The following is a 14,268-nucleotide window of genomic DNA, read 5'->3' on the forward strand; positions in this document are numbered from 1 at the left end:
CTAAATTTCCTTTTCTGTGCTTTTTTCATGTGTTAGGTTGTTGTTTGTCTCCTGTGCTGGGTTATCCAAGTTATTCTCTTCTGCTTCTAATACTGGTTTGCCAGTTTTTGCGGTGCCATAATAATTAACCGGTTCAACATAATGAGAAGGTTCAGGGGGTGTTATTTCCATCGTCTGCGGGTTGTTGGTCTGGTTTTGATTGCTTTGATCTGATTGATTGCGCCGACCGGTTACCAGCTTATCGAGCTTATTTTCAATCCCCGATTTATTCAGTTCCTGCTCAATCTGGTTATCAAAAATGGCTGAGACGTTGCGCTCAATTTTCCCTGCGGCAATCGTTTCATACTGCCTGTGTTCCAACGTGAGTTTGACAATTGGCACATCCCCAAGAAGTGAAACAAAACACTGCAAATCATCCAGATTCTGAATATCCGAGAAGCTGACAATTTTTTCACGGGTATCTTCTTTAGAAAAGTTTACGCCATCACGGATGGTATCGACCCCATAGCTATACTGGTCACGAAATTTCAGTAAACGGGTTTCGCCGAGTTCTTTTTGTACCCACTCTGCGACACTGCCACTGGGGGCACGAAAATACAGGGTGGTATTGACCAAATCCCAGATAGCGCGCGCTTCCTGAGCGCCATAGTTCGCTTCCAGTTGCGAGAAGTTTTGAATGCCGATGAGGGTTGCCCCACCAAACTTACGCGCTTCGGAGAGGTAATCGAGAATAACGGGCAGTTTATGAAGGCTCGGTAACTCATCTAATATCGTCCAGATACGCCGTTCTCTACTCGGTGGTAAGGCTAGTACCGATTGCATGGTGATATTGAGCCAGGTGCTGATTAACGGCTTTAAGGCAGCATGCAAACGACCATCACTGGAGATAAAAATCCAGGCATCTTCATCGGCATTTCGCACCCATTCCCGAATTGAAAAAGGCGGTTTACCTTCTTTTTCCAATCCCTGACAGTAGCGCAAGGCTTTGACATAAGCACTTAACACAGTACGAATGGTCATGGCGGTTTTTTCTATACTGCCATCGACCAGATTAGCCGCATCGGTGCCCTGTACAAAATCATGCAACTCAGTCAGAGAAATCGATAATAACCGCTGTAATAATTTTTTAATCGAACGGTCAGAGTGCGCGCGCATATGCTCTGCGGTGGCGACAAACAAAAGACGAGCGGACATCAGCCAGAATGGGTCACCGCTTTTGGCATCGGGGAATAAGGGCAGCGCAAACGTTTCAAAATCAGCTCGGTCTTGACATTCGCGCCATAAATCCCAGTTCGGGCAACGTGCATCCATTGGGTTTAAGATAATGTCCTTGCCTTCCCGATAAAAAAGCGGGATAAAGTTATTGCCTTTATCATAGACAATCGCTCTTTTCCCCTGTTTTCTTACCTGCGTTAACAGGTCATTAATGACGGTGCTTTTCCCTGTTCCCACGGTGCCATGCAGTCCAATATTTTGTTGTTCGCTGTTTTCAACCAGGTGCAAATCGCCAATTTTAAGCGGTGAGAGCTTGCCTTTGGCTTTTAAAAATCGGTTAATCTCTTTTACTGACCCTGCCAGATAACGACCGCCGATAATCTCATTTTTCCGCTGCTGTGCGCCTTTTTTACCTAACCACCAGAACACTGCCACAATCAGACCCACAAAGGTAAAGGAGGCGACACCCCACGCCCAAAATGCCGCTTCTTTCAATAACACATAGCAATAAATAAAATACCGATCTAGGCGCACCTCTCGGGCGGTTTTTTCAAATTCAACCACCTGACCGGTTCTTGGGTTTAACCAGTGAAAGGTGAAAGTGCCGCCTTCACTGCTGCCAATCGCCTCCTGTAGCGGTATGACCAGTGTATCCATTGCCCAGTAAGCTAACCCGTGTATCATCTTCTCGACGGGGATTTGCAAGGCGATGGTGGCAAAAAAGACCATCACCGTGGCGATAATTACCCAGAACGCCACGATATTGGCTATCTGCATAAACATCGCCACCATGTATTTAATTACCTGACCACCCTGGGTCATGTTTCTGGCATCAAGACTCATGATTACGTTTCCTTAGCAATAGGAAGCCCAATTAGTTATCGAAAAAGCATTAAGTTAACTGTGCTTTATTTTTTGAAAAATTAAAGGATATTGGCGATGCTTTTGGCTAACTGGTTTTCCAGTTCCGGTTTTGCTTCTTCAAATTTCAGGTTGACCTTATTGGCATTGGACACAATCCGCGTCTGGTATTTATGACGGTTGGTAGTTTCGGTGCTGGTCTGCAATTGAGAACCGGAGGTTCCCTGTTTAAGACGGGCGGTATCATTTACCGTCACATTATTGTTTTTACTTAATGCACTAATCTGCAAATCGGTGATCATGGTGTAATTCACATCTTCCACCATCGCATCCGCTGCTGCGCCAATCAGCCCTGCGGCTAATCCCACGCCTAATGCGCCACCGGTAGAATCGACGTTATAAGCCATGGCACTTGCGCCCACCGCTGCGCCAAGGGCTGCGCCTTCATAACCTTGCGATAAAAAGCGTTGGGCATCTCTTAAGTCCATCTTATCGGCTTTTAACACATTGGCCTGTATCCAGTAATAGGCGGCGTTGGGGTTATTCACCACGGTATAGCCTTTGGCTTCAACTGCTTTTCGAATCAGGTTCGGTAAACCCGACATCTCTTTATCGGACGTATTTTTGATTTGTAGGTAGACGGTTTTCTGGGAAGCGGGATCTAACCAGATGGTTTCGCTCATCTGGGTTTTTACTTCAAGGTTGCGTTTTTTCACTGCCGTACTGACTGCACTACAGCCTGTTATAGCCACAGATGTCGATATTAAACTAACTAGCAATAAACGCTTAAAAGGGTGTGCCATTTTATAAAAACTCCATGTTAAAGGTGTAAGGGATTACTTGAACAGAATGCTGTTCAAGTAAAAAGGTGATAAAAATGGTTATATCTTAGGATTAACTATCACGACGGCTATAGTCATCATGATCAAACCCACTTGTCGTGCTGAAATCATTGTCATAGTGACTAGATGAATTAAGTGATGAATCATCATAAGAACTATCAAACGAATAGGAAGATAAAGATCCTCCTATATCATAACTGCCTGAACCGTACATATTTCCAGCACAATCTGAACCACATCCACTCATTGATAGCCCCGTGGCTGGATTAGTATCTAATCTATCAGAGATATCATCATCAAAAATATTACTATTTGAATGTTCACTATTGAAAGGAGGAAAGTTATGTGATGAATTAAGACTGTTATTAGGAGCACCGGATAAATGCGGAAAAGCAATAGCAGAGGTGAAGAAAAAGTTAACCAACGCAGAAATTATAATCCCGAAGTAAACTATTTCTGAAAATTCATATCCTTCGAGTAATTCTCTGGCCAAAGTGAAAAGATTGCCGATTAAAAAAGCCAAAATAACAAGGGATTTATAAGTTTTTGGGGTATTACGCCAGTTTTTTGAAAAGAAGCAACATAAAGCCCCTACATTAATGACACTCATGGCGATCATGGAGGAAGTTTGTTTGAAATAAAACAAGAATAATACTTCAAGGATCACCATCATAATAACAAATGAAAAGAATTTCATTGTGATTTACCTCCTTTCTCTTCGTACCTTTTAATATTAGCCGATTTTTCCTTATTTATCGCCTTCTCATTGGCGGTTATTTTATCCTGAGTGGGTGCCACCTGGTGTCCAAAATCGGTTTTTTCTGCCCGTATTGCTTTCGCATATTCACCGGTATTAGCCTCGGCGGATTCAAGTAGACTGACTTTATTGCTTTCACCGGTCTCAGGGTTAACAACGGTTTGTTGTTGCCGAATCTGGCCTTTATCGGCTTGCTTTTCCAATTGTACCGCACTTTGATTAAAGCCGGCTGGATTATATTGACTGGCATCATGTGGGACTTGAATGCCTTGATAATGACTGGCCACCACCGTTTGATTGGCAAAGTGATTATGGCGAATATCCTCCGCAATTCTGTCACTAAACTCGCTCACCAACGCTTCACGTTGTGCTCTAACCGCAGGTGACCCAGAATCCGTTAATACATGACTTGCCTCGGCTTCGCCCAAACGCGAATAAGCAAATTGGGTAAACTCCTGCTCTAGGCGGTGTGAAGCACTTAGGCGCTCAGTTTCCGTTAAATTGGCTTGCTCTGAGATGCGCTGTTCTTTAGTTTGGCTAGCAGTGAATCCGGCAAAGTTTTCGCTGGTATTTTGTAATGAAGTTCTCAAGTCTCTCATTAAAGAACGGGTTTCCGAATTAGAGATACGACTAATTTCATCGTCTGTCATATTCTTAATAACGGTTGCGGATTGACTCGATGCGAAATCTTTTGCCACTTGCATATCTTCGCTGGTTTTGTTGCTTTTCGATGCAGAATCTGTGTTTGTGTCTGTCCATCGATGATCATATCCGGCTTTAAGACTTGCTTTTCCTAATCCAATGCTAATGGAACCGCCAGCATCAACAATATCCGCACTATCCGTTGAAGTTCTATTTTCTCTCGCTGTACTGTTATTTGAAGACATGGCTTCTTTTACGTATTGGGATTGTCGTTGAACATCTTCAACCGCTTGGCGTTGTTCACTGGATAATTTACTATCTTGCGATCCCTGCTTGCTAAACTGATTACTTAGCGCAGTTGAAATATTGTAGGTATCATTAATGGCACTTTTTAAGCCCTGATGGTAACTTTCACTTTCTTGGTGTTGACTGCTTAAGGCTTTGCTAAAGCTGGTGTCGAGCATGGAACTGGTGTCTAAGCTAAACGGCAGTTTTGAGATGGCTGGTGTGGTATCGACAATATGCTGACCACTTTGGGTGGTGCTAATCATCGCTCCGTTATCGATTTGCTGGCTGGAGAGTCCCGCTTTGTAACTACGGTTTAAATCGGTTTTAAAGCCGTTAATGTTTTCCACCTGCATATTAGCCATGTTGTAATTGCCACTGGCCACCGCTGACGCATCCGCGGTCGTTGCCCCTGCCAGAGCGTTCCCCAGATAGGAGCCGGCACTGGCAATCTGTTGCCCCAGTGAGGTGAAGAGTTTAAAACTCAAAAACGGAATCGACATCATCATCCAGCCCGCAATCCCTGCGGTAGTGCTCCCTGTCTGGGTCAGTCTGTCCAGATTCGAGAAGGTGACATTTTCCCCACTAAAGGTCGTGGCCATCATAAAATTATAAATGTGATTAAATATGGCAAACATCACCGGCCATAACATCAGACTGCCCATGATGTTCAGATAATTAATTATCACCTTGTACGTTATTTCTCTCACAAAAAGCGCTAATGCCATAATGGGAAATAAGGAAATACACAACAGCATCAACACCGTATTGAGTTGCGGTAACATTTCACTGGCCAGATGATAACTGGCCTGATGGGACAAACGCATTTTTGCCAGCGACTGTTCGGTGGTAATGAGATTTAACCCCGCAGGGTCATTCATGGCCGCGGCATAGGCATTAAAACCTTTTCTTAAGCCCGCTATCATGATGTTCTGTTTTAAAATATCCGCGGCAGACTGGCTGGCTTTCATGAAGTAGTTATAGCTCCCTTCCAGCATATGCGGTAACACCATCGAGGCATCGTGCCGGCCTGGAAACAGTTTACGCGCATAAAACATCAGCGTACTGCCGGTTCCGGTGGTATCCAGATTAAGTAGCGTTTTGAGTTTGACGGTAGCTTGCTGGCAGGTCATAAACTGACGGCTTACGCCTTCTTTTTTTTCAGATTCCCATCCCTGATAATAAATCCCTCTTAAGGGACTGGGTTTTGAAAAAATCAGACTGTAGATATCACGGGTATTGAGTAGCTGGCTTAAGCTGTATTTGTGGTTTAGCTGGATATCAGGAATAACACAGTTTTTGACGTATTCACTGAAATTGGCGTTAATTTCAGGGCTATGGCTGTGAAAACTTAATGATTCCTGCATCAGTTTTTGGCCAAACATCAAGCCGGTTTTGCTGTAGGCGACACTGTCGGGTAGGTGGAAAAAATCATCATAGAAGGTTGCCACGGAATGCCCGATACCGGTCAGTAGCCAAAGTGGGGTGGCCAGTCCCACTGGCACATTATCCACCCGATTGATTTTATCTGGTCTCGTCAGGTCGTTGACTACCACCGTGACTTTCGGTGTAAGCAATAATGCCGTCACACAAACGAAGGTGAATCCCCAGGCAAAAAGCCCTTTTAAGTCATGGGTTTTAACGTACGTCATCACGCAGGTTAAAATACCGAGCGTTTCCGCTAGATAAAGTAGCCCACCCCAGGTGCGATGATTGACCATGGCTGCCACCGCATTCAAGGTTTGGGTCACCATATCGCCGCCACTGATAAACCAGGTATCCAGTACCATCTTACCCTCCAAACTGATAGTTGCTCATCAATCGGGAAGACAAACCCGATGAGAGTTGCTGGCGCAAATAGTGCAAATTGCGCTCAAGCTCCAGCAGATGATTTTGATTAATACGCATTTTGGTTAAGCGTTGTGCCATTTTCTCGCGCACGGTTTTAAGGCTATTTTGAAACTGTTTGTTTTCTTCTTCGGTATTAAGACTCCCTGCCCCTGCTACTTCCACCAAATCAATCAGGCCGTCGATATAGCTCACCACCATGTCGCTGGCGATGTATTCGGAAAGCGACGTCACCATCGACTCATCGAGGCTTAATGAGGCACTGTCAATCACGTAGCGCAGGATTTGCACGCGGGTGCTGCCAATCAAGGCACGCTCTTTGTCCGTTAGCGCCGCATCGGTGGTGGATTTTTTAAACAGGCTTGACAACAACGTTTGGATTTGTGCTATCATGCCATGGCTGGCGGTGACTGTGATTTTGCTCTTCGTTGGCTTTAGGCATTGCGTGACATCGTCACAACGATAAACCTCCGTTGTGCCACCTTTTAAAATTGCGTCCATTACACTGTCACTTGCGCCTAGCCCTGGTAAAATCGACAATTCTCCTTGATTGCCATAAATCACGGTGCCGACCAGCGTCATCATTAACTCCTTTAATTCCCTGTCTGAACTTATAAATTGATTAATCTTTTCAAACGCGCTCCAGGTTAAGTTGCGATTGCGCGGTATCCGCTTTTTTTCTTCCTCATTGGCGTGCTGGTTAAAGACTTTATTGCTTTCATCACCCACACCACAGCCCTGACGGGAGGCTGCCCAATCCGCAAAAACACTGTGACTACCCGCGATATCCTGACAAATATGTTGGGTGGCCGCTTGTGTTTTTGGCCACAATCCACCGACAATACCCTGGGCGGCCTGACAGGTCGAAATATTCATATTGTTAATATCGGCGGCCATCTTTTGCAGATAATCTTTAACCGCTTTCACTTGCGGCAGTGCAGTTTCTAACGCCAGGTCAAACGCGTAACCGGCGGCATTACTTAAAATCTGTTTGGCCATCACTTTTATCTGGTCGGAGTTAATAAAACTAAATGACCCTAGATAGGCATCAATGCCGCCACAACCGGATTTCATTTCGGGTAAGGTGACTGAGATAAGCTGGATTTGCCTGACGGGATTACGCAAAAAAAGCGACCCACCGGTGAGATAACCTGCGGCCTGCCCCTGCCAAGCCGCCGCTTGGGTGACATTCCCGCCACTGCCACTATCGAGTTGCTGGAAGAACTTGTTTAAATCTTCATTAATACCGGACTGAGCGGATGCACAAAACAGCATCAGGGCGATTAATGGATTGCGGTTTTTCATTACAACACCCCCAGTTTTTCGGCAAGCAGAAAAGATTGTTCAAGTCGGTTAACGAAGGCCGTAGCGCTCAGCATGCCTTGAGAAACCGGAATGGCGACTAAGGTTTGGGTATTGACGATAAAATTCGTTGGGGTCACCTGCGGTAATTCAGGGAAGAACTCCCCAATGACTTCAGGCGTTACCGGTAATACGTTGGTAAAGGTACTATCACCCTGCCCGTCAAAACTGTAGACAAAAACTGGAATACCCCGTTGCTGTGCGGTGGCATTCAGGATGGGATTAAACTGCTGACAATACTGACAATCGGATTTCATGAAATGCACGATTTGCCAATCGGTAATGTTCAGTGTCTGTCCGGTCGATAAGCGAAAGGTATTATGCTTCGCTTTTAGCGCTATTCGCTGTTGCATTATGTTATTCCCTACCGCCGTCTTGTGTTTTTCGAGTGCTGCGATTTCATCAATCGCGCCCGCGTTAGCGGGAATGACGAAAAGCAGCGCTAAAAAAGCAAATAGTATTTTCATCGTTAATCCCTCGGCGCAAAATCAGTGACACGGTTTAACAGGCGTTTGGCTAAATCATCCTGACTGATAAAGCCATAAGCCAGTGGATGGTAGCTGCCGGTTGTTGGGTCTACCAAAAAGAGCGCAGGGAAATAGCGAATTTGCATTTTTGCCGCTTGTCCTCGGTCTTTCTGGCTGTTAGGTAATTCTGGGTTGATGATGCCATCGACACTGATTGGCATCACTGCCATCTGGTATTGCTGGGCAAATTCCCTTACCACCTGGGCTAATTTATTATCCAGTGGCACCTTGCCACGATAAAAGAAAAAGACCCCGTAGCGTTCATTGACGGCTTTAATGGCAGTGGCCTGGGCTTTACGCTCGTTCGCGTAAGACAAGGTTGCGGTGGCGTTATAATGGGAATGCCGGTTGTTGTAATCGAGTTCGGGTTTGAGGAGTAGCACCTTCTGCCAGGTGGCTGAGAATTGACTGGCGTTATCCGACCAGTAGTTCTGAAACGCTATCCAGCGTGCCACTTTCTCCGGCGATTTAGGGTCGAGCACCGCAGCAGTGCGTAATTCATCGCCCAGGGCTTTGATTTTTTGCATGGTTTCCACCGCTGAGGGCGGTTTTTGCGGTGATGGCTGCGCTTCCTGTTGCGGTGCCGGTTCGTTATACCAATGCCAACCGACCGCAGGGGAATAGTGATAACCGTCGTCCGGCTTTGCGGTCACCATCGCAGATAACAGCAAGCCACTGAACAAAAGGTGCTTCATGGTTGTCGACCCTGTAATTCGTTTTTAATCTGCTGGCTGATTTTCTCAGTGAGCTTCTGGCTATCCGGTAGCGTTGTTTTGCTATTAAGTTCGTCATAAAACTCAGTGAAATCGAGCGTATCAAATCTCACCCGTTGCAACTCGTCAATGGTCATCCCACGACAGTCGGGATGTTTAGCACTGCCAAACCCCACACCTAATTGACCACCCCGACCTTGTGCTTGCACAATCTGCGCGAGCTTACTGTCAAACACGCAATAGCTGTGTTTTTTTCGCAAGCACACCCCTAACACGTCTTCAGCGCAAAACTCCCCAACATCAACCACCAATCCTTTTTCTTTGGCGTTGCCAATCGCTTTTTCTTCACCGTCACAACTGGCCAGACCAATATCATGTCCCCAACCGCCGCTTTTACAGCAATTGCTAAAACCAATCGCCGTTTTACGGCACGCCATCGGTTTGCCGGTAAATGCCCTGATATTTTTGCCATCTCCACTGATGTCTTTACCGGCTTTAGCAAGTGCGGCCAATTGCGATACCGCTTCGCCAAAGTCATTATTTTTACCGGATGCAATGGCGGCACATTTGCCGTCTGAGCAGTAGAATTTACCGCCACAGAGAAAACCTTCCCCTTGTGTGGTTTGCTGGCACTGGAATTTCACTGATTCCTTGACGCATAGATTGCCGATTTTCTGCAAACACTGTCGTGTCCCTTCGCTGCAATTGGGGTCTTTTTCCCAACGACCACAGGTATTATCATCGTTTTCAGCGACCACCCACTCCTCGGATTGCTGCCAGCAAGGGAGTGTGACAGGATAACGTTTGCCGTCTTTAACGACATAACGGGTTTCTCCTTTTTGACTGCACCAGGCTTTGGCTTTGACGGCATTCGCTTTATCCACGGGGCAGTTCGCTGTCCAAACGACTTTGGGATGCCAGATTGTTTCATTGACTTTTACGGTAAAGTGCAACGTTAATTTGGCGGGGCTATTAAAGCGATATCTTTTGGCGCTGTCTCGATCGTTGTGTGAGAATCGGATGGGTCGACTTTGACTGAATGTTCGGTCAGTTATATTCAGTTCTCCACTCAGCGTCTGCCTTGAACCAATCCAATAAAAGAAATCACCGCCAAGCCCTGAAACTTCTACACCGCCATAGCAACGATGGCAACCTGGGTGAGTATAAGTCACTTTTTCTATCGTCCCCTCAATATCCGGCGTGATAACCACCACAATCCGACTCCCCTCCTTATGGAACGGTAAGTTTTGCAATTGATAAACACGTGTGACGGTTCTGGTTTGGGTTTCACTTGTCCATTCAACGCTGGCCGTATTGGTACAGGTACTGACTATCGTTTTTCCCCGTTCACAAATATGCGCTTTAAAGCTTGACTGGCTAATGCTTTTTTTGCTGCACTGCTCAGCACTACCTGCGGTAATCCCTTCGGCATTTTCCTGTATCGTCTGGCTGTTTTTCACCATATCCGATTGCCAGTCGATTTTATCCTTGGGATTGTTGATATAAGTTTCACGGGCGAGCTTGCCTAGCTCACTGTCATTAAGGGACTGATTGGCGGCATTGCCTATTTTAAAGGTTTGTTGATAGAAATCCGCCTCATTCGGGTTAGCGGTAAAATTAGGTAGTTCTTTTTGTGGCTGAAAATCCTTAAGCGCAGATTGCGCTTGTGTTTGCGTTTCCTCGGCTAACGCATAGCCCTCTTTCGCCGAATTATCCATGTCGTTGGCAAAGGCCGTTATCGCAAACATAAAGAGTGGCACGGTCAGTATTTTATTCAACACGGCACGCTCCATGACGAGTAATTTGCGTCAATCCTTCATCCAGCGCTAATGACCCATACACGACATCAAACGTGTTGCCACAACGTTTAACCAGCGCAGGAACCTGAGTAATGCCATAGTAGTCAAAGCGCAGCGGATCAATCTGGATGCCGGCTACCTGATATTTTTGTATCAGATTAAGTAAGTAGCGGGCGGTTTTTTCCATACTGTTGTCAATCAAGCCGTTGAAGTAGACGGGTATTTGCTTTATTTGCGCCGATTTTAATAAAGGCACTAACGTTTTTTCAGGAATGCTGGATGATAAAAAATAGGCGGTTTCTTGCTTTACCCCTTCTAACGGCATGCCTTCCTCTGCCATTGTAGTGGCTGATATCAATAAAATTAACAGGGAGCGTAATGTGAGTTTTCGCATCGTTATCCTCCTAAAGCACCACACAGTTGCGTTTTTTCCATACCAGATAGCCGTAGTTCTTTTTAGTGTTCGGCATTTCTTTACCGGTTTGCCAACGAATGACACTGCGACCGGTGGGATGACACTGATTAGCATCCGGCACGGGGTTAACCATCTGATAACGGTAACGGCTTTTAGGCATAATCACGGTCGGGTATTCCTGACACACCGCCTTGTTCTCACCAATCGTGTCCCAAATCATGCCCTGGCGGTGTAATTTAAAATTCATCCGCTCAGTGAGTAATAACGCACTATTAATGCCACTGCTTTCGGAATAAACCGCCCCCGTAAACGGATACATCGAGCCGTGTGAACCCGCGCACCAAAAGAGCACATCGAGTGGCAAGCGGGCTTCGCTGGCAATCGCATCGGCAGCACAAGCTAACTGAGCAATACTGTTGCCAAACAGCATTGCCTCTGGATTGGTAAAGAGTGCCAGATTGTCATCCATCCACATCGGGTCAAGCTCAGAGAGATAGCCAATGTCATATTCCCCACCTTGCATGCAGCCAATGGTGGTTAAGATATTAAGCCAGATAATCAGCGGATATTTGTACCAGTGCACGTGATACATGCCGCCTGGATTTTCATTCGCGCCTTTGGTGCCTTTTCCCATGCCAATTTGTCCTATCGGAATGGTGAAACCGCCCATATTCACCATGCACATTGGCACGCGGGTGACATCAGTCATGGCAAACGGCTCCCAAAACCCAATCGCAAGGCCAATGCGCTGAAATAACGGCGGGGGCGCAGGACATAGCTGAATCGGTGAGGAGGGATTGCGCGTATCCGGCAGGCTACTGCTATTTAAACTGATATCACCAAGGCTGATTGGAAACAGACAGCGCCAGCAGATATCGGTAATGGGATTAACCCAACGACCCTCACACAATGACGCTTTTGCCGACAGCATCGGCGTTAGTAGCAAAAAAGCGAGCAATACGTGCAAGCGTCGCGTTTTCATTATGCACCTCGCTTCGCTTTTTGGACGGCGGCTAATACCGTTTTTTCATCGACCACACCGGTTAACATCGTGGTGGTGTTCACGTCTGGATTGTTGGTGGCAGTCACAATGAACGCAGGTGTGGTTTTTATATTTAACTCTTCCAGGAAGTCTTTGGTTTGCCTGGCTATCTTGTCGCTCGTGACATCCCATCCCAAAAGTTCCTCTTTCGTGCCCGCAAACGCAATCCCTACGCCAAACATGGCTTCTTTTACCGATTGTCCTTGCCCCTTAAATAACTGGCTAAAATAGTGCATAAAGGCCTTCTCTCCCTGCAATATCCAGACCTTTTTTTCAGCCTGCGCCGCTAATTGGGCGTTCGGTGATTCACCTTGCGTATTTCGAAATATCACGCGAATGTCTGGGTGATTTTTTGCCAGCGTTAACAACCGCGGTGCCATTTTTTTACACTCGGCACACGCATAATCGTAAACCGCGACAAGCGTGACGCTGCCTTTTGCATTAATGACCGGATGCATGCCCCCAAAATTTGTGCTGAGATTTTCAATGGCGCTTTTTTGGATTTCTTCGGCGCTCAGCACTTTACAATCTGCTAATTCAATAATAATCTCGCCATCGGTATGTTTTGGCGTACAGCGTTTTGTTTCGGCTAAGACCGCAGCCGGCAACAATAATGCGCTCATTAATAAACCCACTGTGATACGACTTTTCATAAAATCTCCTGTTTTTGTATTCTGATTTCGGTGCCTTTTCTTAAGCTCATCAGCGGATTGAATAATTCATCACCCATGTCGGCATCCGTTTTTGTTTCATCAAAAACGTAAACTTCCTCGTCAGGCGAAAATTCAGGCGCGCTTTGATAACTAAATTCAATCACAACATCAAAATCTTCAATTTCTTCAACATACAAGAGTTGAATACTTATATTGTGAATCCCAAAAGCAATCAGGCCGCTTATCTGCTCCCCAATTTCTTCACCAATGCTTGAGCTGTGAAGATAAAGATGAATGCGGTCATTGCCCGTTTTTTGCGGATTAAAATCTAACTCCTCAAATCTGTTCATTTCACAGCCACCTCAGTTATCCGTAGTAAGGGTTGATTTGGAATTTCATCCACTACGCAGGGTAATTTCTCAATACCAAACCGGTTAACCAAAACGCCACCCTGGTCAAAGTAGATACGCTGATTTAAGGTCTGCGCCGTGGTTTTTATATTTCCGTTCACCAAAATGATTTTGTTAATAGCGGTCGTCGGTTTTTGTGCGGCGACCCAGGCAATCTGTTTTTCATCATCACCATCAATGAAATAGAGCGTTTCATTAAAAGGGGTGATATCAAAGGGATTGACCTTCTGCCCTTTGCGCGCAAACACCGTGCCATTGTGGTCACGAATATCTTTAGTGACGGTGAAGCTCGGATCAAACGTCCGTGTGGTATTTTTCACCGCTTTGGTGAGTCCCTGAACCGGCTCCGGCCGCTCAGCATTTCTTGTTACCCGTTCCCGCCATTCCTGGTGAATTTTTTCCTCATTGCCTAAAAAAGCACTTTCCACCTGTCCTTCAATCACCGTCAGCAGGTTTTGTTCGGCTATCTCCCACACATCGCCAAACGTGCCGATTTCAGTCGCTAGACTTCCCGCACTAAAGCTCATCAAAATACCGACCCAAGGCAGCCACTTATTCATGGTTTTTCATCGCCTCAGCAATTTGTTGCTGGATATCAGCCGTTTTATCCACTGCCCCTGCCATCACAGCCCCGCTCACCAATATTAACGTGTTACCTTTGGCTTCTTTTTCTAAAACAGCCTTCAGAGTGGTGTTGTATTTCGCAATGAGTTGGTCTTTTTGCGCCTCCATTAAGTCAAGTTTGCTAACCTGTACCAAAAAGCGATCAGTGGTCTTCTTCATATCAAAAGTGACAATGTTAGTCGGTGAAAAAAACCAGTGTTGTACGGAAATAATCAACAGAGCACTTAATAAGCTCCCCGTGATAAAATTGATGATGGCGGTTTTTTTCATGCG

The 14,268-nt window shown here is 45.9% G+C and carries 14 protein-coding genes; all 14 read right to left on the reverse strand.

What is annotated here, in order from left to right; translation table 11 throughout:
* Positions 1-2,058 (reverse strand): type IV conjugative transfer system coupling protein TraD, encoded by a 2,058-nt coding sequence (traD, locus tag V3224_RS22910; protein ID WP_334472906.1) that lies wholly within the window; start codon positions 2,056-2,058, stop codon positions 1-3.
* Positions 2,059-2,138: 80 nt separating this feature from the next.
* On the reverse strand, positions 2,139-2,879 hold the full coding sequence (gene traT, locus V3224_RS22915) for a complement resistance protein TraT (RefSeq protein WP_334472907.1): 741 nt from the start codon (positions 2,877-2,879) through the stop codon (positions 2,139-2,141).
* 91 nt (positions 2,880-2,970) lie between these two features.
* On the reverse strand, positions 2,971-3,615 hold the full coding sequence (locus tag V3224_RS22920) for a hypothetical protein (protein WP_334472909.1): 645 nt from the start codon (positions 3,613-3,615) through the stop codon (positions 2,971-2,973).
* The gene (traG, locus tag V3224_RS22925) at positions 3,612-6,392 is read right to left on the reverse strand and encodes a conjugal transfer mating-pair stabilization protein TraG (RefSeq protein WP_334472910.1); all 2,781 of its coding nucleotides are present in this window, start codon (positions 6,390-6,392) and stop codon (positions 3,612-3,614) included. The genes V3224_RS22920 and traG overlap by 4 nt, the downstream gene beginning before the upstream one ends.
* 1 nt (position 6,393) lies before the next feature.
* Entirely contained in the window at positions 6,394-7,755 is a 1,362-nt protein-coding gene (locus tag V3224_RS22930) for a conjugal transfer protein TraH (RefSeq protein WP_334472911.1), read from the reverse strand.
* Positions 7,755-8,279 carry a type-F conjugative transfer system pilin assembly thiol-disulfide isomerase TrbB gene (gene trbB / locus V3224_RS22935; RefSeq protein WP_334472913.1) on the reverse strand — a complete coding sequence of 175 codons (525 nt, stop codon included), beginning with the start codon at positions 8,277-8,279 and terminating at the stop codon, positions 7,755-7,757. Before trbB ends, V3224_RS22930 begins: the two co-directional genes overlap by 1 nt.
* Positions 8,280-8,281: 2 nt before the next feature.
* On the reverse strand, positions 8,282-9,034 hold the full coding sequence (traF, locus tag V3224_RS22940) for a type-F conjugative transfer system pilin assembly protein TraF (RefSeq protein ID WP_334472915.1): 753 nt from the start codon (positions 9,032-9,034) through the stop codon (positions 8,282-8,284).
* A complete protein-coding gene (gene traN / locus V3224_RS22945) occupies positions 9,031-10,833 on the reverse strand; it encodes a type-F conjugative transfer system mating-pair stabilization protein TraN (RefSeq protein WP_334472917.1) in 1,803 nt (600 codons plus the stop codon). The genes traF and traN overlap by 4 nt, the downstream gene beginning before the upstream one ends.
* On the reverse strand, positions 10,823-11,245 hold the full coding sequence (trbC, locus tag V3224_RS22950; RefSeq protein WP_334472919.1) for a type-F conjugative transfer system pilin assembly protein TrbC: 423 nt from the start codon (positions 11,243-11,245) through the stop codon (positions 10,823-10,825). Before trbC ends, traN begins: the two co-directional genes overlap by 11 nt.
* A gap of 10 nt (positions 11,246-11,255) precedes the next feature.
* Positions 11,256-12,248 (reverse strand): conjugal transfer pilus assembly protein TraU, encoded by a 993-nt coding sequence (traU, locus tag V3224_RS22955; RefSeq protein WP_334472921.1) that lies wholly within the window; start codon positions 12,246-12,248, stop codon positions 11,256-11,258.
* Positions 12,248-12,961, reverse strand: a complete 714-nt coding sequence (locus V3224_RS22960) for a thioredoxin domain-containing protein (protein WP_334472922.1) — start codon at positions 12,959-12,961, stop codon at positions 12,248-12,250. The genes traU and V3224_RS22960 overlap by 1 nt, the downstream gene beginning before the upstream one ends.
* Positions 12,958-13,311, reverse strand: a complete 354-nt coding sequence (locus V3224_RS22965; protein WP_334472923.1) for a hypothetical protein — start codon at positions 13,309-13,311, stop codon at positions 12,958-12,960. The genes V3224_RS22960 and V3224_RS22965 overlap by 4 nt, the downstream gene beginning before the upstream one ends.
* Positions 13,308-13,931: a type-F conjugative transfer system protein TraW gene (gene traW, locus V3224_RS22970; RefSeq protein ID WP_334472924.1), complete on the reverse strand. Its 624-nt coding sequence runs from the start codon at positions 13,929-13,931 to the stop codon at positions 13,308-13,310. The genes V3224_RS22965 and traW overlap by 4 nt, the downstream gene beginning before the upstream one ends.
* Positions 13,924-14,265: a TrbI F-type domain-containing protein gene (locus V3224_RS22975; protein WP_334472926.1), complete on the reverse strand. Its 342-nt coding sequence runs from the start codon at positions 14,263-14,265 to the stop codon at positions 13,924-13,926. The genes traW and V3224_RS22975 overlap by 8 nt, the downstream gene beginning before the upstream one ends.
* Positions 14,266-14,268: the final 3 nt, after the last annotated feature.

It is taken from the genome of Arsenophonus sp. PmNCSU2021_1 (assembly GCF_036919435.1).
Lineage (GTDB): Bacteria > Pseudomonadota > Gammaproteobacteria > Enterobacterales > Enterobacteriaceae > Arsenophonus > Arsenophonus nilaparvatae.